This window comes from Novosphingobium resinovorum (assembly GCF_027922145.1).
Taxonomy (GTDB): Bacteria; Pseudomonadota; Alphaproteobacteria; order Sphingomonadales; family Sphingomonadaceae; genus Novosphingobium; species Novosphingobium resinovorum.
Window position 1 is genome coordinate 1 of sequence record NZ_BSFC01000004.1, and the last position, 21,843, is coordinate 21,843.

Below are 21,843 nucleotides of genomic sequence, written 5' to 3' on the forward strand. Positions count from 1 at the left end.
AAATGGAAAACCAAAAGTCCCTGTTTCCGGACGTTTGAAGAGGAGGTGCATAATGAACCAGTCGTTGCAACGCCGCGCAGGGCATTTTCGACCAGGTTGTTGCTGATCTCCAGCAGGCCATCTTCGCAATAACGGACCATCGCCGCCCAGCGGTTAAGGGGATAACGGCATGCTTTCGCCAAGGCGCTGTCCGAGGACAATCCCTGCATCTGGGCATGCAACCATGGCCGCAAGGCTGCAAGCTTCGGGAGAGCCTGCTGCTGGCGAACCCGTCGCCGCTCATCGGGCGGCGCTCCCTTGATATCCCGTTCGATCGCGAACAATTCGCTGATCCTCACGACCGCTTCAGCAGCTACCGGCGATGGGTTCTTTTCCAGAATGTCAGTGAACTTGCGTCGCGAGTGAGCCCAGCAGCCAACCTCGATCACGCCGCGCGGCGCCTTGGTCTTGGGGTCATGATACAGCGCGTTGTAGCCAGCATAACCGTCGGCTTGAAGGTATCCACGGTAACCTGCAAGGTGGGCCGCCGGATGCTTACCGCCGCGCCCGGTCGTGAAGCGGAACGCCACGGCAGGCGGGCTCATGTCCCCGCTTGATCGGCTGTCGCGCAGATAGACCCAGAAGTAGGCGGTATGGCTACCGTCTTCGCCTTGCAGCAAAGTCACCGGCGTTTCGTCGCCATGTATCTTTGGAGCTTCGAGGATATGGACGAGCAACCGTTCGCCGAGCGGCGCCATCAACCAGGCCAGCTTGCGCGACCAGCGGCCCATCACGTCGCGATCGATCTCCACCCCTTGCCGGCGCAGGATCACCGACTGGCGATGCCAGGGCTGATGATCGACAAAGCGGCTGACGACGAGGTGCGCGAGCAATGCGCTGCTTGCCATCACCTTGGGCAACGGCAGATCGATGGCCGGCGCCTGGCGGATCGTTTCGCAGGATCGGCAGGCGATGCGAGGGCGAACATGACGCAGGACACGGAAGCAGGCGGGTACGTAATCCAGCACTTCGGTGACGTCTTCGCAGATGACGGTCTCGCTACCACCGCAACCGCATGGCTCCGGAAGGTGCTGGGTCGTCTCACGGGGGATATGTAGGGGGATCGGCGCCCTGGTTCCGGCCTTGCGCGTCGGTTTCGCGTTCGACGCCGCAGGAGCGTCATCATTGGCCGGCTCCGGGGCATCCACCTCCTCGAACATCAGCCGCAACTGCGCGATATCCATTTTCTCAGAGCTGCGACCGAACTGGACGCGCAGCAGCCGAGCAAGACGGTGCTCCAGCTTCTCGATCGTCAGACCCTGAGCTTTGACGGTCTGCTTTGCCGCCCCCAGTTCGGCCCGCTCCAGCTCCATGATCTCGGCCATCTCCCGCAGCATTTTCTGCAGGAGAACGGGGTCTGTGGGGAGGCGATCAAGGTCGAACCGCATGCCCCGGACTATAGCGCAAGCGGCATTTCCCGCCTACATAAAACGGCAGTTTTCCGAGCTTTCATCGCTCATGCGAGGGTCGGCACGAGCACCTCGTCGTGAACAATCGCCTGCCGCCAATCCAGCCCGCCCGCGGAACACGAACAGGTCGCCGCCATGGGGATCGCGCTTGAGGCCCTGCTGGACCAGCAAGGCCAGCCCTTGCATCCCCTTCCTCATATCCGTGTGCCCCATCGCGATCCACACGCGGGCGCCCGAAGGGATCATCGCAACGCCTTCAACGCCGCGGCCACGAGCACCGGCGATGCCGAGGCAAAAATGCTGATCCGCTTGCCGCGTGCCAGGTCGATGACGATCGCCGGCTGCAGTTCGGAAGGAGCGACGTCCAAATCCTCGATCATCACGGCCGCTGCGAAACCGGGAGCGGCCAAATCGCCTGGTTCGGGCTCGACGACAGCATCGCGCAGCTTACGCCGCCACGTGTAGACCAGTGCGGTCGACACATCATGCCGCCGTGCCACTTCGGCGACGCAGGCCCCCGGCGCGAAGGCCTCGTTCAGGATCTCCTGCCGTTCCTCGTCGTTCCAACGGCGACGCCGCTCCGGCCCGGAAAACACCGTGATCTGACCCATCGACCGCTCCTAAGCGCACTCTTAAGAGCGCACTTAAGACCGCTCGCTCACCTCATCGGCAAGGCGGGCCTCGCCGGATGGGTACGGTCGGTGCAGCGGTCACCTCCAGAAGAAGGGCTACATTCCAATGTCCGGGCAACTCGTGGACGCCTCGCTGGTGCCTGCACCAAGACAGCGGAACACCGAGGGCGGGCTCTCCCGCACTTTTGGTGCTGTTCAGACCATCACGCGAGCTCGCAGGAGTTCCAAGCCCGCGCGGCCATACATCGGCCGTTTGATAAGCTTGAGCTGAACTTCACGCCGATACCCATTCCCATAAGGTTTGGTTCCCTCGGCGCTTACGTAGTTCAGAGTCAAACCAAAAGCGGTACAGAAAGGGGCGGGGTACCGTAAATCGACCGGGATCCTCCCGGTCGATGATGAAGTCCTTAAATTTTCAGTCTTTACCGCGTGAGTCAACTCTAAACTAGGCGCTTCCTATATCAAATTGGCTGCGCCACTCTGCTATGGCTGCGTCGGGCAATGCAATGCGAGTTGGCTGTGGAGTATTGATCCACCCATCGAGCTGCTGGGCAAGGTCCTGCCGGCTCGCAATCGGAAGTCCGGTGTCGCGGCCAATATCTCGCGCGCGATTATCGACCACAATAATTAACGCACGTCTTTGCCTCTGAATTGCGCGCATTCCGCCGTGAAGCCGAGTTCCTATATAGTCAGTAGGCTGACTTAATAATTCGTCGTACGCATCCAGCGAAGCGACAACTCGGTAAAAATCATTATCAGTTAGCGACCGAGCATATAGAAAATCTTCTGGCTGCTGAACAAATAAAGAAACATTTTTATAGTTTTTAAATGCAACTTCTAGTAATTTCTTATCACTTTCGACGTCAGGATGATATGCTGTAAGAGTTACCACGACGTTATCCGCCTTCTGCGCAGGAATTGCAGCGCAGTGCTCAGGGGTTAGATTCCACATAGTAACGCAAGCGGTATTTAGCGACTTACTGAAGCCAGCCTTTTGTAACTGAGCTTGTGCACTGCTATCACGAAGTGAATGCAATGCCGTCGGTGACAATATTCTATTATATAACATCCGCGTGTAAGGGGTAGGCCTTCCCTCATCGTGACGCCAGCCGCATCCCAGTAAGATCGCATTACGACGATTCAACAGGTCAAGTGGGCTTAACTTCCACTGAATGTTCCACTCCATCTTGGATTTGAGCAAATTAGAACCGCCGACGAACACATACGATGCCTTCTTAAGAAGTCGAGATGCATCACCAGACATATAAGCATGAGTCGACACTCGAATAAGCAGTGGATCGCCAAATAGACGCCTGATTTCCGCCTTAACAGAATCAAAAATTATCTCGTCGCCAACGTTCTCGCTCGTTACGCTTGGGTCAAGCACCGCGATCACGCGAAACTTATGATCCGGCTCAATATTCATCTCTACACCGCTCCTTTGTATAGCAATAAAATTAAATACTATCGCCGATTTTATTTGGGAACTTCACGGCAGCGCACTGAAATCCTGCCTCGACACAACTTGTGTAACCAATTCCAATAGCTGACCTTCAAGTTTATCAGCATCATAGCGATTTGCTGCATCCAATGCAGCAATTGACATATTCTTTAGCCGATCACGGTCGGCGTCCAATGAAAGAATTGCATCACTAAGGGCTTGGAAATCTTTAAAAGGTGCGACTATTCCAGTTTTTCCATGGTCAATCACTTCAGGAATACCGCCAATGTCAAAGCCGACTGCTGGAACACCATTGCCCAATGCTTGAACCAAGATGCCTGGGAAATTTTCCGGCCAGAGAGACGGCAGAGCCAAAACGTCTATCGCGTCAAACGCCTGTGCCATCTGGTCTTCGGGCAATAATCCTCGAAAATCAACCCATGGCCTAGTGCGAGCGAAAGATGTAAGAGCATCTTGCATACTTCCTTTGCCTGCTACAATCCAACGAGCGCCGGAGTGTCGATGGATTCGGTCCGCCGCCTCGAACAAATCAGAAACAAATCCCTTGTCGGGCTCGATCCGGCCGAAGTATCCCCATGTTAAGGCACCGCTTTTATCTCTTACTCTAGGCAAGAAATTATAGCGATTCGGATTAGGAATATGACGACTGATGGCATTCGACAAATTTAGGTTCGATCGCACACGGTCGAGCATAAACGCCGATGGTGACAGCAGTGCTACTTGAGGTGACAAATTTAAAGCCTCACTGTTTCTCCTCGCCACGGCCCGACATACAGAACACAATGTCTTACAAATTGAGCCCTTTCGAGCCATTCCTTTATTAAGACAAATGAGCGCGAAATCATGCAAGACCATTACGATAGGCCGGTTGCATTTTGCAATTTTTTTTAGAATATCATAGCCCAGTCCGCGGAATGAGTGCACGACGATAAGATCTATTGCCTCCTGCTCTATCATTTGATTGAGCGCGTTACCGTTAACGGGCATAACCCATTCCATCGCATAGAAAAGAGCTTTGCGAGTGAGTGCTGCTGATCTGATTGGCTCCATCGGACGCCAGGCGCGTAACTCCCATCCCCCTACAGTTGAAGGAGCGACTGAGCCTCTAAATCCAGCCGAAGGAGGCATCTTCCATCGCAAGTTAACAACTTGGTGACCTGCACGCTCAAAGGAATCAGCGAAGCATTTGGCAGTATACTCAGCCCCTCCAACTAAATCTGGAGGAAGATAGCTGCCTATTTGAAGAATTTTCATCAATTTTAGCCTCAACTATATTAGGCATGATAGATTTTAATGCGCTGCACGGCCGGCATGAATTCAATATACGATGATATTGATTTTTTCTAAACGCCAATTCTGCAAATAATATTAATGTCAGAAAATTTCATCATAATCTATACTTTTATGAATATTGCGTTATGCGAGCTAACAACTGATATGCAGCCATATTCCAGTCCGCAAGAGCGTGCCAAGAACGAACATTGCCGTTCATGCTGCGCTGCGGCAAGAATGCAGTTGTGGAGGAATGAGGGAAAATCCTGAAGCAAGCAAGGCGGGCGCCTCGAATTGTAAAATGGGCACCGAAGTTTCCGCAGATGTGGGCTTTCCCAAACGTTTGGGGGTTAGCGGTGCGAGAGCCCCACGTCGACGCTGCTGGTTATCGGATTTCGACGTTTCGAGCGCCGCCGATGCTGACGTGAAGCATCTCGACCAGCTCCGGAACGACCTTCCAGGACTTAGAGCCCGCCCCGAAAGTTGTTGAGCAATACCAGCATGTTGTGATTCACGCCGTCCTGCGAGAGATGGAGTGAACAATGGCATGGACTGGTATTGCCCGGCAGGAGCATAGCCGGAAAGGGTTGCGCTATTCCAGCGATATGACGGACAGGGAGTGGGAATTGGCGGCGCCGTTTATCCCGCCAGCCAGGCGCGGAGGTCGACGTCGCACAACGAACATGCGCGAAGTGATGAATGCGCTGCTGTACATTGCGGCAAGCGGCTGCGCCTGGAGGCTTCTGCCCAAGTGCTTTCCACCGGTTTCGACGGTCCAGCGCTACTTCTACGTTTGGCGCAACACCGGTCTGCTCGAGGCCATGAACACGGTGCTGGTCTTGAACCTGCGGGAGATCGAGGGGCGCGAAGCCTCGCCAAGCGCCGGTGTGATCGATAGCCAGTCGGTGAAAACAACGGAAAGCGGCGGCCCTTGCGGCTATGATGCGGGAAAGAAGATCAAAGGCCGCAAGCGCCACATCCTGACGGACACCTGCGGCTTTCTCATCTTCATCCTCGTCCACACCGCCGACATTCAGGACCGCGACGGTGCTGTCGATGTCCTTAAGTCCGTACGCAAACGCTTCCCTTGGCTGCGCCATGTCTTTGCAGATGGAGGCTATGCCGGCGACAAGCTTCGTGCCGCCCTGACCGGCTCGGGTGCCTGGACGATCGAAATCATCAAACGTTCGGACAAGGCGAAGGGCTTTCAGGTTCTCCCTCGGCGATGGGTCGTCGAACGCACCTTCGCATGGCTTGGCCGATGCCGCCGCCTTGCCAAGGACTGGGAAACCACCATCGCATCCTCTACGGCATGGGCGACGATAGCTTCTATCCGCATGCTTACCCGCAGAACTGCAAGGTATTGCTACGGTTGAAAAACTTCCGAGTCAGGCACTTAGCCAGGATTTCACCGGCCTGGCCGCGTAGTGCGTCCTGGCGTTGATCCTCAGGCATCATAGTCGTGCAATGGCCGAGGATGGCGGTCAGTGGGTGGCCGATTTCCGGATTGGATATGTGTGGCTTCCAGTCGTCGATGTTGAGCTGCATGCCGAGGTAGAAGCCGTTGGCGAAGTCCTCCAGGAGAACTTCGCCGCCGTCCGTGCGCATGTAGATGGGGGGCATAGCGCTTCGGGCCGCCGGACAGGGTCGCACCAATCTGACTATACCGCTGGAAGATCGTGTTGCGCACAGCCTCCTCGATACTGCCATCCGGCGCCCAGGCGATGCCGTCTCCGACTATAGGACGCAGCCAGTCTTCGGGAGGAATGAACTGGGGCGATACGACGAGCGCGGCGAGATCGCCGTCGATCATTGATACTCCCGGCATCGGATGCTCGCGAGTGGCCAGCCATTCCTCAAGCTTGTCATGGGTGAGGATGCGCGCTCTTATGGGCTTCTTCGGGCGCTTGAAGCGACTGGTGCTGCTCATGCGGCCAGTCGCATAGCGGCCGGCTCAGCGGGGCGCCAGTTCCATGCCAGGAGCTGGTCGAGATCGTTGTTGAGGACCTCGCCCGAGAACGCGAGCCGGATCTCTCCGGACAACCCGTCCGGGCTCTCGAAGGCCTTGTAGGCACGATAGCCATCGACCTGGAGCACGCCCTGATAGCGTCCAAGCTGCTCGGATATCGTGTGATGGCTTCGGGAACGGGCGTGGACATAGCACACCGCCGGTGGTGCCGGGCCATTCCAAGGGCGATCATCGGTTCCATGGGCCCAGAACTGGTCGATGCGGACTTTGCCGTTGCCGTCCCCAGTCCCGGGCATCCGGGTTTCGTCGACGTGGATACGTGGGTGACTATGGATTGCCCGCAGTTGCAGATCGTAAAGGCCTTCGAGCCACCAGGCCGCGCACTTCAGCCAGCGCGTCAGCGTCGATCGATCAATCTGCAGGCCATGCCCTGCCAGCATCTGGGCCTGGCGATAAACTGGAAGATACCATGCGAAGCGCTGTGTCACGATCCAGGCGATCAGCGAGGTCGTCGCTATCCCACCTTCGATCATCCTGCGCGGCGCTGGCGCCTGACCCTCGAACACGCGGCCACGGCCTTTCGGCACAATCAAGCCGAATGTTTTCATCATACCTCGGATCTGATTGGACAGCCTTGCGCCATCGTGTGCATTCGCCGCGCTGGCATCCCAGGTGCGGATCAGGCCGTGCGTGCGTATTTCAGAAGTTCTGGACAGCCGTTTCACAAAATCGCGGACAGGCGTTTCGCTAAGTCCCGGACAGCCGGCGCAGTTTGGTCATAGATGCCTTGTTGTGGTTCAGGCGGTCAAGGATGGCGTCAGCGATCGTGGGGGCACCGATCATTTCGTGCCACTGAACGACCGGTATGTGCAGCGGCGTGCAAAAAGGGGTCTGACTCAAATTCCGTGCAGATTTGACAAATTCGAAGGGTAGCCGCGAACTCCAGCTCACGGAAAGCGAGGAGTACGGGTCAATGGCCGTGAAAGCATGGGACAGCAGCCTGACGCTACCCGGTTTGATTGTGGAGAGCAGGGCTGTCGTGGACGGAACTGTTGAGGTTTCGGGCCGCTTGGCGTCTGCTGGAGCGATCTGCCCGGACTGCGCTAACCCATCGACGTCCTTTCACAGTCGATACGACCGCACGCTCTCGGATTTGCCGGTCAGCGGCAGCACGGTTCGGCTTCGGCTGTCGGTCCGTCGGTTTCGCTGCACGCACACGTCTTGCCAACGACGCACGTTCAGCGAACCATTGGCGCCGCCGGTTGGCCGTCGATATGGCCGCAGGGTGGGCCGCTGCGACGCCTTGGTACGGGCAGCAGCGGTGGCGCTAGGCGGTCGGCCCGAGGCGCGGATGATGGCGCGACTAGCGATGCCGTGGTCGCGCGACACGATGCTGCGTGTCCTACGGCGTGGTGATCCTGCCGCCGAACTGCCGCCGCCCGCGCGGGTGGTCGGCATCGATGACTTCGCCTGGCGCCGCGGCCACAGCTACGGCAGCATCGTTGTGGATCTCGAGCGCCGTCAGGTCATCGACCTGCTGCCCGATCGCCGGCGCGATACTGTGATCGCGTGGCTGCGCCAGAACCCGCAGGTCGAGATCATCTGCCGTGACCGAGGCCCGGGGTATGGTGTCGCAGCCAGCGAAGCGGCGCCGCAGGCGCGGCAGGTGGCCGACCGCTGGCACCTGTTCGAGAATGCCTCGGCAGCGTTTCTCGCCGCAGTGCGCTCGGAAATGCTCTGCCTACGTCGGGCATTGGCGCCCACTGGCCCAGTTGATCCCGCAACCTTGACCCGCGCCGAGCGTATCCAGTGGGATGGTGCGCAATTGCGTGAGGCGCTCAATCGTTAGATCATCGATCTGGCCGCGCAAGGCATACCGATCAAGGCCATGGCGCGCGCAACCGGCGTTTCGCGCCAGACGATCCGGAAGGTTCTGCGCGGCCAGCGGCACGATACGTTCCGCAGCCGCGAGAGTTCGCTCGACGCTTGGTCGCTGACACTCGAGGCCGAGTGGAACGTGGGGTGCAGGATCGGCGCGGAACTTTGGCGTCGGCTGAAGGCATCCGGTTTTGCTGGCTCCCTGCGGGTTGTCAGCGAATGGGCTACGCGCCGCCGTCGCGATGAGAAACTCGGCCACTCTGGTGGCGCTGGGCTGAGCGCGCGGACCATTGCGCGCAGCATGACCACCGAACGCGAGACCGGTTCTGCGCAAACCGCCTTGATCAACGCGGCGATCGAAAAGGCCGTGCCCGCGCTGATCATCGCACGTGAGGCCCTCGATCGCTTCCATGCCATGATGCGCTCATGCGACCTCGACTCTGATGGGTCCACATCCAGAGCCTGAATCAGACCCAGAGCCTCGCGACAACCCCCGCCAACGATTTTCCAAACAGCCTCTCAGGCGATCATGATGGCGACGGGCAAATCCAAGACGTGCGTATGGCGCTGGCAGGAAAGGTTCATGGCCGAAGGCGTGGATGGGTTACTGCGCGACAAGACCCGAACACACCGGCCGCCCCTTCGAGCAACTGGGTGCGCCACGTTGTGATCTGATTGGGATGCAAGTCATAATCCTGCGCCAACTCCGCCAGCGTCTTCTCGCCCTTGTTCGCGGCACGCGCCACCTTCGCCTTAAAGGACGCGCTGCGGTTGCCCCCGGGGTCGTCTGCTCATTCTCTGCTCCTGTCTCGCAGCCTTCCTGGCTGCTCTCAGGCAGAAAATTCAACTATCTCAGTGTGCGGATTCCTCAGGTCACCTCTCCGGTGACGTTTGTCGATGCGGGGGAGAAAGCGAAGCAATTGCATCAAAAGTGCGGGAGAGCCCCGCTCCAAGGAAAATTACAGTGACAGTGACAGCTCAATCCAACGAAAGTGTGCACTTTGGATGGTGTCACCACGACCGGTGACTGGTAGGAAGGTCTCTGTCACGCTTGCGCCATCTCTTTCCTAACATTACGCCTAGTTCACACCCATGCCGCCATGGAGATACCCGGTAGTGCCTAGAACTAAAATTGCTATTGCGCTTGCCCTGATGGCGAGTTCGGCTCTCGCTGGATGCAGCACAACAAGTTCAAATCCTAACCTTCCCCAAGGGCCAGCTGCGTATGACGTAATCCCCGCAACAGTCCCCGTGCCCGTGGCCTATCCGATTCGACCCAAGGACATCCTCACGCTTCGTGTCTTCGGCGAGCCGGATTTGTCGCAAGAAGAGTTGCGCGTGGATGACGTTGGAGTGATTCAGGTTCCCTTGGTTGGCCCGCTGAAGGCCGAAGGCCGAAGTGCAGATGAGATTTCCGGAGAAATTACTTCGAGGCTTAGAAACCGTTATCTTGTTGACCCTCAAGTGTCCGTTTCGGTTAAAACCGCTGCTCCAAGCTATGTGTCTGTAGAAGGCGAGGTGGAGAAACCCGGTGTTTATGAAATGCAGGGTCGCACTACGCTATTGGCAGCACTTGCTAAGGCGGAAAGTCCCACGATTACAGCTAAGCTCGACGAGGTAGTCGTATTTCGTACAATCGACGAAAAGCCAATGGCGGCTCGCTTCAACTTAAAGGATATTCGCGTAGGACTTTCTCCGGATCCAATGATTCTCGATGGAGACGTCGTTATGGTCGGTTTTTCGCGCTCAAAAGGCCTATGGCAGGATTTCCTAAAGACCATGCCTATATTTAACGTTTTCGCTATCGTTGCGACGAGGTAGTTTGCAGGCAGCTGAAAGTGTTATTCAGTTAATCAATTATTTTGCGATTTAAGGCGTGTTTGTACTGTAATATAGGTGTATAATTTAATTAATTACCTAAAATCTGAAAAAATTTGTCCGAACTTTTGCCGAATCGCCTGTTTTTGTCACTGGGGTGCGGATTATGTTGGAGCCTATGGGGTTCTCGTACTTATAACAACTTGCGTAAAGTCTGCATCAAGCGGGGTTCCCAAGCCGGTTAGCGTCCGTGCTCGTGGTGCAATTTCCGTTGTAGATTGAGTTGGTCCCATGGGGTGGGGCATGCCCCACCCCATGGGATTCGATCTCGGTGGCCATCGGGCTCATCGGTAAGGTGGAGTTACCACACTTCACACGCCCACCGAGGAGTTAATCCCGATGACCGATGACCGATGACCGATGACCGATGACAGACTACCGCTTACCGAACTGATGGCGAAGACCGGAGACGGAGATTTCCTGCGCACTATCGCCGAGAGCGTGCTGCATCATCATGGCGGCCGATGTCGATGCGGATGGCCTTGTCGTGTACAATCGGACACTTGGCGAGGGGCACTCCCTCAGGCTCCTATCAAGTCACGTTTCGCGACGCCCCCGGGCGCAGCCTGGAGGGCCGACAGATCAAAACTGTCGCGCGGCGATCTGGATGAAGAAGCGCGACAATCAAGATGAGAATCCGGTGTGTCGGGATTGGCGTAGGGCGTAGCCCGTAGCCCGTCCCGACACACCGGAGGCACTCTTTGCCGGGTGCCTGTGATGGTCGTGGTGGCCGCTATGCATCGGGTTTTCCGGGGAGGGGGACTTGGCGTGTGGCCGGCCGACACATCAACGATCATCAAGTGAGACTTTTCATGACCAACAAACGTTATGACCCCGTCGCCCTGGCGGCGGCGAAGGCCGGGTTCAGTCCGGCGACGGGCTGTCGGGTTCTGCAGGACACCCGGCTGCCATCACAGCGGCAAACACCGCGCAGCCGACCCGACCCCCTTGCCGGTATTTTCGATGAAGTTGTCGTGCCGATGTTAGAGGCTGTCCCGGGCCTTCGGCCCATAGCGATCTTCGAGGAGCTGCGGCGCCGATATCCCGAGACGGAGTTTGGCTCCCGGCGAACCCTGGAGAGGCGCATTCGCGACTGGCGCGCCATGAACGGGCGAGATCGCGAAGTCATTTTCCGGCAAGTGCACGAGGCCGGGCGGCTCGGCTTGTCCGATTTTACGTGCATGAACGATCTGGAAGTTTCCATTGCCGGACAGCCCATGGACCATCTGCTCTATCACTTCCGGCTTCCGTGTGGCGGCTTCGAACACGGGCACATTATCCTGGGCGGCGAGAGCTTCGTCGCCTTGGCTGAAGGGCTGCAGAACGCGCTCTGGTCCGCAGGCGGCGCGCCGAAGCTTCATCGTACCGACAGCCTCTCGGCCGCCTTCCGCAATCTGGACGCGGATGCCAGGGTCGACCTGACCAGGCCCTGCTCGACAGGCTGCTGCATCACGCCGTCGTCATCCAGATCGTCCAGCTACCGCATGCGGGAGCACGCCGCGCTTGTGCCCGAAAACGTGCCTGCCGATCTCGGAACGGCCGAGACCGAGGATGAGATCGCCTTCCCAATGCCCGGGGACAGCTCGGTCAGCGATCTCTGGCGCTCATATAGGCTCCACCTTCTTAGAGTCCGTTTGAGAATGTCATGGATGGACAATTCTGCGGAGCATGAGACTGCCTAGAGCGACATGGATCATGGCCTCCGAGACGTCGATCCGCTGCTCGTAGTCGCGGACGAGGCGTTTCCACCGGGTCATCCAACCGAAGGTACGCTCGACGACCCAGCGCCTTGGCAGCACCTTAAAGCCCGGCTCTTTGTCGGAGCGGCGGATGATCTCGAGGACGAAGTCCTGATAGGCGGCGGCGTCCATCAGGCGGGTGCGGTCGTAGGCGCCATCGGCGAACAAATGCTTCAGCCACGGCCATCGCTTGCGAACGGCCGCGACGATCGTTTGAGCGCCAGCGCTGTCGGAGATGTCGGCAGTGGTCAGATTGACCATGAGCAATCGGCCATCGGTATCGACGGCAATGTGCCGTTTACGACCGAGGACCTTCTTGCCTGCATCAAAGCCCCGTTTTTCTGCCGCTGGCGCCTTGATCGACTGGCTATCCACGACGGCCGCCGTCGGGCTTTGCTCACGCCCTTCGCGTTCACGGTCCAGCATGAGGGTAACGTCGTGGATCGTGCGGAACAGCAGTCGGCGCACGAAACGGCGAAACCACCAATACACCGTCTGCCAGGGCGGGAAGTCGTTCGGCAACATTCGCCATCCACCACCTGTTCGGGCCAGATAGCGCAACGCATCGAGGACATCACGCAGGTCCGTTTCTGGCTTGCGACCGCGCTTGGCCACGGGCGGCAGAAACGGCTGAATGAACAGCCATTCTTCGTCCGTCAGATCGGTCGGGTAGCGCTTCGATCGCTTTTCAAATCCTGCCATCCGGCTACGGCTCGCTCGGCTCCACATGCCAAGCTTGAATCACGCCCGCGTTGCCGCATCAACCCATTCTCAAACGGGCTCTCAGGAGTTGGAGCCTCCGGCAAACCCGGTGCGGTTCACAATCGAAATTACACCACGTTGACGGACGTGACCCCCAAAGCGGGTCTTTCCACATCTTTTAAATCGACAACGGGACGCATAAACGGGATGAATTGAGATTTTATCGTAATTTTTATCGGACTAACCCTGCGCCATCTTAGGTATATCCGGGGTTGAGATTTTTCCGCCTGACATGGTAGATCCAGGAGGCAGTCTGTTCGTTCGAATTCAAGGCAAAGGCGACGCGTGCGTAGAACATTGTCACCTGATCGTAATCTTCTTATTGTCGGCATCTTGTTGATTTTAGGTTTCCTGTTAGGGGGAGGGGGGGCTGGAGCCGGACTAGCCAATTTAGCCGTCCAGCTTGCAGCAATTTTGGTGCTAGCACTACACCCTACTACCTTATCGAGCTTTTTTAGGAAATCGCCTCGGCATGTCGCTGTGTTGGTCGGTGTTACGGTCTTGCTTCCGTTGCTGCAATGTATCCCGCTTCCGTCAGCCTTATGGCATATGTTGCCCGGGCGTCAGCTGGCAGAGCAGTCGCTGCAAATCGTCGGCCACCGTAACGACTGGATGCCGATGTCGCTTAATGTGCGGCGCACTTTGGTAGCGTTCCTCTCGCTACTCCCACCACTTACTATTTTAATTTTAACGACGCAGCTCCAAGAGCATCGTAGGCCGGCGCTCTTGGCCCTGCTTGTCGCCTGCGGCGTTTTTGAAGTCCTGCTGGGTGCTCAGCAAATGGCGCTCGGCAATAGGCACCTTATGTTCTACTCCGAAACTATTGGAACGCCTGACTTGCAGGGCGTCTTTGCAAATCGCAATACGGCCGGGCTGTTCTTGAATATCACTCTATGCGCGCTGATTGGATTATTGATGTGTTCGCGTGTGAACGTGGTTACGATTAGCGTCACGTCCGGCGTCGGATTGTTATTGCTTGCAGGGCTGTTTTTGACACGATCGCGTTCGAGCATGGTTCTCGGCGTAATTCCTTTTATTTTGCTTGTACATTATTTGTGGAGTTTCCGCGCGCATTTTCGAGTGACCGGCTTGCAGCGAACGCTGTTGGCTGCGGTCGCGGGACTTTTGAGCATTCTAATCTTGATTGCAGTAGGAAATGAAAGGCTTCAGGGTAGCTTGTCGCGTTTCGATCATCTTGAAGATGCGAGACCCGCAATTTGGGAAGACGCCATTTCTTCCGCCAAGCGGTTTTGGCCGATCGGTGCCGGAGTAGGGAGTTTTGACGACGTGTTTCAGGTGGATGAAGCTCTTGAAAACGTCGGCCCCGGACGGGCAGGGCGGGCGCATAACGATTATCTTGAAGTTCTTATCGAATCGGGTGGCCTGGGGGGCGTGCTCGTTGTCAGCTGGATCGGAACGATTTTTTTTGCTATTTCAAGCGGAATACGCGGGTCCCAAAATGACGGAGGTAAGCTCGCGGCGGCCGCCATCTTCACTCTCTTGGCGTTTCAGTCCGTTTTGGACTATCCTTTACGAAGCGAGGCAATGCTATGTGTGGCCGGATTGATGCTGGCATTTTTGTTGCCGGCGTCACTAGTTCAGGCGCGCGAGCGTGAGTAGGAGGACCGATTTCATCGTAGGCTTGTGACTGGTCGCGAGCTTGGGAATCGGTGGTCGAGGTCGAGATTGGCGTAGGTTTCTGCGCTGCAAACAAATGGCGGGAAAAGACTTGCAAAACGTGGTTTTCGACAGGGATGTCAGCGAGGATTATCCCGAAGAACACAGCGAAGGACCTGATCTCGCTGCCGTCTTTAGGACGGTTATCAGTGCGGTTCGTCGCAACGTACTGCTAATAGCAGCGACCATAGTTGCTACGTTAGCGCTTGGAGTCGTTGCTACGCTCCTTATTACTCCTAAATACAAGGCAAGTGCTCAGGTTTTGATCGAGGACCAAGCGGATCAGATAATCGAAGGCAGCGAACTGCAGAAAATTGGGGCTGGTTGGGATACTGACCGCTTCTTGCAAACGCAGCTGGGGATTATTCAGAGTCGCTCGCTTGCGCGATTGGTAGTGAAAAGCGGTCGTTTTTCGAAGGACGATATGTTTTTTTCTGCCCTGGGCGGCGGCGTCCCCTCTAATGACGGTCTTTTTGGTAAGAAGCTTGAGGCGGTCCGTGAGGATGAAGCCGTTGATCTCCTGTTGAAGAATCTTCAGGTTGATCTGCCGCGCGATAGCCGAATTGCAACCTTGACTGTTGTGAGCCGCAACGCAGTCCTGTCTGCCCAAATGGCAAATCTCTACGCACAGCGGTACGTAGAATATAATCTCAATCAAAAGTACCAAAGTTCGTCGTATGCACGTCAGTTCCTCGGTGACCAGTTGGCAGAGGCGCGTGCGAAGCTCACTCAGTCGGAGCATGATCTAAATCAATACGCCCGCGCTGCAGGACTCATCCGCGTTACAAGTCAAGGGGCAAATGGGCCGGAGGAATCTGCTCTCTCAGTAACAAACAGTACGCTTGTGCAATTGAACGAGGCCGCCTCTAAGTCCGTCGCGGATCGCATTGCGGCCGAAGATCGTTGGAAGACGTTATCCAACCAACCGGCTTTAAGCGTACCTGAGGTTACGTCTAACCAAGCCGTTCAGCAGCTTGTAAGCGAGAAAACAAAAATCCAAGGTGATCTCGCGGAAGAGCGGTCGCGCCACTTGGAGGAGTTTGCGACTGTTAAATCAAAGCGAGCGCAGATTAGTGAGCTTGACAGGCGCATTAATGTTCTGGCGGACTCAATTAAAAAGTCAGCCTACCTTGACTACGTAGCTGCTGCGGAACGGGAAAAGTCCCTCGTGAGCCGTGTGAACCGTTTACAGAACGACGCTTTGAATGAACAAGACCGTGGCGTTCAGTACTCAGTGCTGAAGCGAGTGGCTGACACGAACCGAGCATTGTATGAAACGTTGCTCTCACGCTATAATCAAATTAGTGCCACTGCTGGGGCGTCGAATAACAATATTACCATTGTAGACCGTGCTGAGGTTCCTCGCGATCCGTCTTCGCCAATTTTGTTTGTCAATCTTGCATTGGCGCTTGTTCTTGGCATAATTTTTGCTGCAGCCGCTGTGTTCCTTCGCGAGATATTCGATGACGCGATCCGCACACCAGAGGATGTCGAGCGCAAGCTTGGCATTCGCCTGCTCGGGCTTATTCCCATGCTAAAGGATGAGGAGAGCATTGACGAGAGAATCGCAGATCGCCGTTCGGGCGTTAGCGAGGCTTATCGCTCGCTTGTAACGAACCTTCAATACTCGACCGCTACCGGTCTTCCGCAGGTCCTGACCATCACGAGTTCAAAGGAAGGTGAAGGGAAGTCTACCACAGCACGCACCGTTGCTCGAGATGTTGCAAGTCTAGGGAAAAAGGTGCTTTTGGTTGATACTGACCTTCGGCGCCCGACGCTCCATCGGATCATGGGGGATGAAGGAAAATCGGGCCTTACGGATGTTTTGACTGGAAACAAAACTTTCGATCAAGTTGTAGCTCCGTCTGATATCGAGACGCTTAATTATGTTTCTGGTTTGCCTACGCCGCCAGACCCAGCATTAATACTGTCTGGAGAAGGTCTTACTGCATTCCTTGCGCTCGCGCGCGAAAGGTATGACTTAGTTGTGATCGATTCGCTGCCACTTTTGGGTCTGTCTGATGCTGTCATTCTTTCTAGTCATGCTGACGGCGTGCTTTTTGTAATCGATGGCGCGGGCTTCCATCGCGGTGCCGTAAAATCTGCTCTACGGCGTCTTACGTTGGTCGGAGCTAATGTTCTCGGCGTTGCTCTTAACCGATTTGAACCTCGTGCGGGCGACAGTGAGTACGAATATTACGCATACAATTATTACAGCTATGGCTCGAATGAAAAACGGTAAGATTTCGAGAAAAGTTGGTGCAGGCATTCTTGCGGTTGGGTGGTATTTAGCCATTGCTGCTGTGGCGATGACTGCAATCGGCGTTCAATTGGATCGCCAAACTCGGAGAGATGCTGCGCTTGCTCGAGTGGTGCCCGCTCCATTTCAGGGATATGCCCTTGAGGTTCTTGCTAGAGAAGCATTCGAACGAAATGACTATTTTGGTGCGGCAGGATTTTCGCGCGAACTTTTGGAGCGGCGCCCTATTCCAGCGGAGAACCTATCTCTCTATGGAATGGCTTTGCTCAACAGCGGGCAGGTAAGTGCCGCTGAGCCGGCGTTGCAATTGGCAGCTCAAAGAGGATGGCGTGATCGCTTTGTTCAACGACTAGTCATTCTTTCTGCCCTGCAGAATGAGGATTCAAAAATCGCAGCACAGCGCGTACTTGGCTTATGGCGTCAAGGCGATCAATCAAGTTGGGTGAGAGACTTAACTCAGGCCGTCTTGATGCGACCAGCTGGCCTCGCAGCCTTTAATGATGCTTTAGTTCTTCATGAAGGCGATTGGGTGCCTAGCTTCCTAGTTTGGTCGGCGAGAAATCTACCGGCATCGACTGTAAAAAAGTTATCTCAGAACTTATCATCGCGCTATTCTTTGTTTAATTGCCACGTCTTGTCAGACGAAACTGATCGACTAGTGCTTCATGGTAAGGCCGCCGAGGCCTCTGCGCTTTGGCAAGCGCTGTGTTCCAACGAAAGTTCGCAAAATCCCGACGTTCTTGCATTCGGCGCACTTGATCGGGAGCCAGGGCCCTTGTCTTGGCGCTATCCCGATAGCGCTGGTATAAGTTTGGATGTTGCGAAAGAAGAAGATGGTGCTGTATTATTATATGAGAATTCTGACGCTATTCGGCACTTAATAGCTCGTCGCTATCTTCAGTTAGCGCCGGCTAAATACACTTTGGATACGCGGATGTCAGCGAGAGGCGCGGAGTGGTATATAGCTTGTACTGGCGCTAAGAGCGGTTGGTATTTGATCAAACTTCTCCAAAGGAGCAAGGGCCAGATGGAGTTTACAGTTCCCACTGCGAATTGCCAAATTCAAGAACTGCGTGTGGTGGTTCGTATGGGTACAGGCAAAATTATGACGCCAGTCATTAGAATGTTTAGGTAGCGTTGACAAAGTGTGGCAGCCATTTTCGGATAGCGGCGAGATTTAGGAAGCTTGCGAAGGACAAAGCAGTTTTGTCGTAGCGGGTGGCGACCCGGCGGAACTGCTTGAGGTGACCGAACATGCGCTCGATGCGGTTGCGATCCCGGTAACGCCGAAAGTCGCAAGGAATGGGTTCGCGGCGGTTGGACTTGGGCGGGATGATCGGCAGGATGTCCTGCATCAGCAGGTTTTCGCGAACGGCATCACCATCATACCCCTTTGTCGGCAAGCAGAGCCTTGTCGTTGAGGCGAGCAGTCTGGATCAGGGTGTAGAGGATGGCCGCGCGCTGGCCGCCGCGATCAGATCGACACCACGCAGGGCCTGTAGGCTGCGCACGAGGGGTTCGAGAGACCAGCTTGGCAGGAACTCTTCGATCGCCGCTTCGATGCGTTTGATCCGCTCGCTGGCCAGCCGCAGTGCATCGACCATCTCCTGAAGGGCGATCTGGTGCGCCGGATGGTCGAACCGCTGTTCCTGCAGCCATCGCAGATATCGCATCGACCACGTCTTCTTCCGTGGGAAGATCCTGCCATGCTTGAGCATGAACGACGTGATGTGCTGGCGATGGACGCGCTGCGTCTCGACAGCTGCCGAGCGGCCGCGAACCAGATCGCGCATAGCCTCATGACCTTCGTCCGGCACCCATACTGCGGTGAGTTCTCCTGCGCGGAGCAGCCGAGCCAGTCCGATCGCATCGCGCCGGTTGGTCTTCACCTGATCGCCTGGGCGCCGTGGAATGAGCGAAGGCGCGACGACCGTGCACTCGAAGCCCATCGACTGGATCAGCCGATGAAGCCCGTATCCCGTCGGCCCTGCCTCATAGCAAAAGATCACGCTTTCGTGCTTCGCGGCAAGCCGCTTCACCAGGCGTCGCATGCTCGCCTCGTCAGCGTCGAACTCGCCCAGATTGCGGATTCCGGGATTATCGCGCGCACCATTCCGAATTGATGGCGCGCAGGATTCCGAGGTGATCGCGCGCAGCGTTCCGAGAATTATCCGCGCAGCATTCCGAGATGATCGCGCGCAGTTTGGGATGACGTGAAGCCTGATCGTTGGGACCAGTTCCCTGGCTGAGCAGCCAGGAGGATTGGATGCCGACGAGGAGGGTTATGATGCGCCATGTGCGCGAGATATTGAGACTGAGCCTGGACGCCAGGCTCTCGACCCGAGCGGTAGCAGAGCATGTCCGGACGGGGGCAACCACGGTGCGCGACACGCTCAGGCGGTTTGATCAATCCGGGCTGTCGTGGCCGTTGCCGCCCGAGATTGGCGATGCGGATCTGGAGGAGCGGCTCTACGGCGTTCCCGGCGTAAAGCCGGGACGGCGCAAGCTTCCGGAGCCGGACTGGCCGGTGGTAGCGCGCGAACTGAAGCGCAAACACGTGACGCTGCAGGTGCTCTGGGAGGAGTACCGCGCCGAGCATCCAGACGGATATCGCTATAGCCGGTTCTGCGATCTGTTCCGCCGGTGGGAAGGCCGCCTGCCGCTGGTCATGCGCCAGAGCCATGCCGGAGGCGAAAAGCTGTTCCTTGACTACGCTGGCGACACGGTGCCGGTCGTGGTGGACCGCAGGACCGGGGAAGTCCGCGGTGCCCACATCTTCGTTGCCGTAATGGGAGGATCGAGCCTGTCGTTTGCGCTGGCGACATGGACCGAGCAGTTTCCCGATTGGATCGCGGGCAACAACGCCGCCTTCGCCTTCTTCCGCGGCGTTCCCCAGTTGCTGGTGCCCGACAACGCCAAGGTGGCGGTGATCAAGGCCTGTCACTTCGATCCTCAGGTGAACCGAAGCTACACCGACATGGCGCGGCATTACGGTACGGCGATCCTGCCGACGCGGCCGCGCAAGCCGCGGGACAAGGCCAAGGTCGAAGCCTGCGTCGGTATCGTCGAGCGCTGGCTATTAGAGCGGTTTTCGATCATTCTGGTTCGTAGCCACATGATCTGAAGTAGTTGGCGCATTCCTGGGGCTGGAAGAGATCGACGAGTTTGCCGATCAAGCTCCACAGGCCGCTGACCGTTCGCTCTCCCGCTTTACGGAGCATAGCCTTGAGGCGGGAGAACGCTTTCTCGATCGGGTTGAAGTCGGGGCTGTAGGGCGGAAGAAATCGCAGGGTTGCGCCTGCGGCCTCGATGAGCACCTGCACCGATGCGCGCTTGTGGCTCGATAGGTTGTCCATGATGACGACGTCGCCGAGCCGCAGTTCCGGGACGAGGACCTGAGCGACATAGGCCTCGAACCAGTCGCCGTTGATCGGCCCATCGAGGACCATGGGCGCGACCATCCCAGTCATGCGCAGGCCGGCGACCAGGGTGGTGGTCTTGCGGTGGCCGTGCGGGAAGCCCATCCGCAACCGCTCGCCCTTCGGGCAACGACCGTGGCTGCGGGTCATATTGGTCGCGGTCCAGGTTTCGTCGATGAAGACCAGGCGCTCCGGTTCGAGATCGAGTTGACCCTCGAACCAGTCCTGACGCTGCTTCAGGACGTCTGGTCGATCTTGCTCTATCGCATGGCCTGTCTTTTTTTGCGCGTCAGTCCACGGCGAACAAAAAAGCGATGTAGCCCGGCAACGGAAACGTCTATGCCCTTGTCCGCAAGCGCCAAACGCAGTTCTTCGAGGGTGATGTCCCTGCGCTTCTCCCAAATGGCCAGAATGTCCGCTGCCCGCTCTTCCATCCGCCGCGAGCGCATATCCCCGCCGCGCGGCTTTGGGGCAATGTCACCCGTCTTGCGCTGCTGTGCTCGCCAGCGGACTGCCGTTGATGGTGCTACACCGAACCGGTCTGCCGCAGCACGGCAACTCGATCCACTATCTACCGCTGCCAAAAGCCGAGTGCGCAAATCGATCGAAAGAGCCATCCATGCCGGCCTCCTTCACCAGCACGAATTCTGAATCAGAAATCGCACACCAAGGGAATCCCATGCCGATTCAAAATGGTCGAAAACCGCTCTAGGCCGCTTGCGTAACCGAATCTTCTACAGCCTCGCGGAGGTCAACGCGGCGATCGCCGAGTGCCTTGCCGATCTCAATGACCGGCGCGTGCTGCGCCAGTTTGGCAAGACGCGCCGCCAGTTGTTCAACGAAGTCGATGTTCCAAACCTCAAGCCGCTGCCGGCAGAGCCGTGGGTTCATGCCGAATGGCGCCGCTGCCGCGTCGGGCTCGATTACCATATCGCGATCGAGCGACATCATTACTCTGTTCCGCACCGCTTCGCGCGCCGCGAGGTCGAAGCCCGGTTCACTGCCAGTACCGTCGAGATCTTCCTGGGAGGCGAGCGCATTGCTGTGCACCTGCGCAGCAGCGGCAATGGCCGGCACACCACCGTCCCCGAGCACATGCCATCCAGCCACCGGCGCTACGGCGAATGGACGCTGGCGAAAATCCGGCAGGAGGCAAGCCGGATCGGGCCGATGCTATCCTTGCTGGTCGAGAAGGTCATCGAGGCAAAGCCCCATCCCGAACAGGGCTATCGATCCTGTCTGGGCATCATCGGGCTCGAAAAACGCTTCGGTCCCGAGCGCCTCGAAGCTGCGGCGTTGCGCGCGCTGGAGATCCAGGCGCGCAATTACCCGTCGGTTAAATCGATCCTCGAGAAGGGCCTCGACCAGGTGCCCGTTCCCCAATCCCCCGAGCAAGAGCCGATCATCCATTCCAACATCCGCGGCTCGAGCTACTACAACTGAAGGA

At 57.0% G+C, this 21,843-nt stretch carries 16 protein-coding genes and 8 pseudogenes; 11 read left to right on the forward strand and 13 right to left on the reverse strand.

Translation table 11 applies throughout. From position 1 onward, the window contains the following. From tnpC to PKE80_RS02995, 5 genes are all read right to left on the reverse strand, one after another. Window positions 1-1,427 (reverse strand): IS66 family transposase (gene tnpC / locus PKE80_RS02975; RefSeq protein ID WP_271181216.1); only part of this gene is annotated, 1,427 nt, incomplete at its 3' end. Window positions 1,428-1,460: 33 nt separating this feature from the next. Beyond that, on the reverse strand, window positions 1,461-1,694 hold the full coding sequence (tnpB, locus tag PKE80_RS02980; protein ID WP_271181217.1) for an IS66 family insertion sequence element accessory protein TnpB: 234 nt from the start codon (window positions 1,692-1,694) through the stop codon (window positions 1,461-1,463). Further along, a complete protein-coding gene (gene tnpA, locus PKE80_RS02985) occupies window positions 1,691-2,059 on the reverse strand; it encodes an IS66-like element accessory protein TnpA (protein WP_036524684.1) in 369 nt (122 codons plus the stop codon). The genes tnpB and tnpA overlap by 4 nt, the downstream gene beginning before the upstream one ends. Before the next feature lie 466 nt (window positions 2,060-2,525). Further along, complete coding sequence (locus tag PKE80_RS02990; protein WP_271181218.1) at window positions 2,526-3,506, reverse strand: polysaccharide pyruvyl transferase family protein; 981 nt, start codon at window positions 3,504-3,506, stop codon at window positions 2,526-2,528. A 63-nt stretch (window positions 3,507-3,569) separates the two neighbouring features. Continuing rightward, on the reverse strand, window positions 3,570-4,796 hold the full coding sequence (locus PKE80_RS02995) for a glycosyltransferase (protein WP_271181219.1): 1,227 nt from the start codon (window positions 4,794-4,796) through the stop codon (window positions 3,570-3,572). A 560-nt stretch (window positions 4,797-5,356) separates the two neighbouring features. Between PKE80_RS02995 and PKE80_RS03000 the strand changes: the two genes are divergently transcribed. Then, a complete protein-coding gene (locus tag PKE80_RS03000; RefSeq protein ID WP_271181220.1) occupies window positions 5,357-6,190 on the forward strand; it encodes an IS5 family transposase in 834 nt (277 codons plus the stop codon). Here the strand turns inward: PKE80_RS03000 and PKE80_RS03005 are convergent. The 3 genes and pseudogenes from PKE80_RS03005 to PKE80_RS03010 form a co-directional block, all read right to left on the reverse strand. Further along, on the reverse strand, window positions 6,156-6,422 hold the full coding sequence (locus tag PKE80_RS03005) for a YecA/YgfB family protein (RefSeq protein WP_271181221.1): 267 nt from the start codon (window positions 6,420-6,422) through the stop codon (window positions 6,156-6,158). The genes PKE80_RS03000 and PKE80_RS03005 overlap by 35 nt on opposite strands. A 31-nt stretch (window positions 6,423-6,453) precedes the next feature. Beyond that, window positions 6,454-6,744 (reverse strand): annotated as a pseudogene (locus PKE80_RS25280) (UPF0149 family protein); the annotation flags it as partial. Then, a complete protein-coding gene (locus PKE80_RS03010; protein ID WP_373877734.1) occupies window positions 6,741-7,394 on the reverse strand; it encodes an IS66 family transposase in 654 nt (217 codons plus the stop codon). The pseudogene PKE80_RS25280 and the gene PKE80_RS03010, both read right to left, overlap by 4 nt. A 362-nt stretch (window positions 7,395-7,756) precedes the next feature. Between PKE80_RS03010 and PKE80_RS03015 the strand changes: the two genes are divergently transcribed. From PKE80_RS03015 to PKE80_RS03025, 3 genes and pseudogenes are all read left to right on the forward strand, one after another. After that, window positions 7,757-8,632, forward strand: a complete 876-nt coding sequence (locus tag PKE80_RS03015) for an ISL3 family transposase (RefSeq protein ID WP_271181223.1) — start codon at window positions 7,757-7,759, stop codon at window positions 8,630-8,632. Window positions 8,633-8,641: 9 nt separating this feature from the next. Next, entirely contained in the window at window positions 8,642-9,127 is a 486-nt protein-coding gene (locus tag PKE80_RS03020) for a helix-turn-helix domain-containing protein (protein ID WP_271181273.1), read from the forward strand. Window positions 9,128-9,184: 57 nt separating this feature from the next. Then, window positions 9,185-9,286, forward strand: a pseudogene (locus PKE80_RS03025) (hypothetical protein); the annotation flags it as partial. Here PKE80_RS03025 and PKE80_RS03030 read toward each other — a convergent pair. Beyond that, window positions 9,282-9,407: pseudogene (locus tag PKE80_RS03030) on the reverse strand (transposase); the annotation flags it as partial. The pseudogenes PKE80_RS03025 and PKE80_RS03030 overlap by 5 nt on opposite strands. 511 nt (window positions 9,408-9,918) lie before the next feature. Here PKE80_RS03030 and PKE80_RS03035 point away from each other — a divergent pair. Beyond that, window positions 9,919-10,482, forward strand: a complete 564-nt coding sequence (locus PKE80_RS03035; protein WP_271181224.1) for a polysaccharide biosynthesis/export family protein — start codon at window positions 9,919-9,921, stop codon at window positions 10,480-10,482. 827 nt (window positions 10,483-11,309) lie between these two features. Further along, a pseudogene (locus PKE80_RS03040) lies at window positions 11,310-11,963 on the forward strand (IS21 family transposase); the annotation flags it as partial. A gap of 219 nt (window positions 11,964-12,182) precedes the next feature. On the opposite strand, the gene PKE80_RS03045 reads toward PKE80_RS03040, so the two are convergent. Then, window positions 12,183-13,007 (reverse strand): IS5 family transposase, encoded by an 825-nt coding sequence (locus tag PKE80_RS03045; RefSeq protein WP_271181225.1) that lies wholly within the window; start codon window positions 13,005-13,007, stop codon window positions 12,183-12,185. Between the two features lie 318 nt (window positions 13,008-13,325). On the opposite strand from PKE80_RS03045, the gene PKE80_RS03050 reads away from it, so the two are divergent. The 3 genes from PKE80_RS03050 (at window position 13,326) to PKE80_RS03060 (ending at window position 18,112) form a co-directional block, all read left to right on the forward strand. Beyond that, window positions 13,326-14,660: an O-antigen ligase family protein gene (locus tag PKE80_RS03050; RefSeq protein WP_271181226.1), complete on the forward strand. Its 1,335-nt coding sequence runs from the start codon at window positions 13,326-13,328 to the stop codon at window positions 14,658-14,660. 94 nt (window positions 14,661-14,754) lie between these two features. Next, window positions 14,755-16,959 (forward strand): GumC family protein, encoded by a 2,205-nt coding sequence (locus PKE80_RS03055; RefSeq protein WP_271181227.1) that lies wholly within the window; start codon window positions 14,755-14,757, stop codon window positions 16,957-16,959. After that, window positions 16,901-18,112: a tetratricopeptide repeat protein gene (locus PKE80_RS03060; RefSeq protein ID WP_271181228.1), complete on the forward strand. Its 1,212-nt coding sequence runs from the start codon at window positions 16,901-16,903 to the stop codon at window positions 18,110-18,112. The genes PKE80_RS03055 and PKE80_RS03060 overlap by 59 nt, the downstream gene beginning before the upstream one ends. Here PKE80_RS03060 and PKE80_RS03065 read toward each other — a convergent pair. Further along, window positions 18,105-18,395 (reverse strand): annotated as a pseudogene (locus PKE80_RS03065) (transposase); the annotation flags it as partial. The gene PKE80_RS03060 and the pseudogene PKE80_RS03065 sit on opposite strands and share 8 nt — an antisense overlap. A 42-nt stretch (window positions 18,396-18,437) precedes the next feature. Beyond that, window positions 18,438-19,064, reverse strand: a pseudogene (locus tag PKE80_RS03070) (IS110 family RNA-guided transposase); the annotation flags it as partial. A 200-nt stretch (window positions 19,065-19,264) separates the two neighbouring features. Between PKE80_RS03070 and istA the strand changes: the two are divergent. Continuing rightward, window positions 19,265-20,065 (forward strand): annotated as a pseudogene (gene istA, locus PKE80_RS03075) (IS21 family transposase); the annotation flags it as partial. A 7-nt stretch (window positions 20,066-20,072) separates the two neighbouring features. Here istA and PKE80_RS03080 read toward each other — a convergent pair. Then, window positions 20,073-21,013 (reverse strand): IS630 family transposase gene (locus PKE80_RS03080; RefSeq protein WP_271181229.1). Its coding sequence is split into 2 segments (ribosomal slippage): window positions 20,073-20,668 and window positions 20,668-21,013, totalling 942 coding nucleotides; the frame shifts between segments, so codons are not numbered across the junction. A 91-nt stretch (window positions 21,014-21,104) separates the two neighbouring features. Here PKE80_RS03080 and PKE80_RS03085 point away from each other — a divergent pair. Next, window positions 21,105-21,839, forward strand: a pseudogene (locus PKE80_RS03085) (Mu transposase domain-containing protein); the annotation flags it as partial. Window positions 21,840-21,843: the final 4 nt, after the last annotated feature.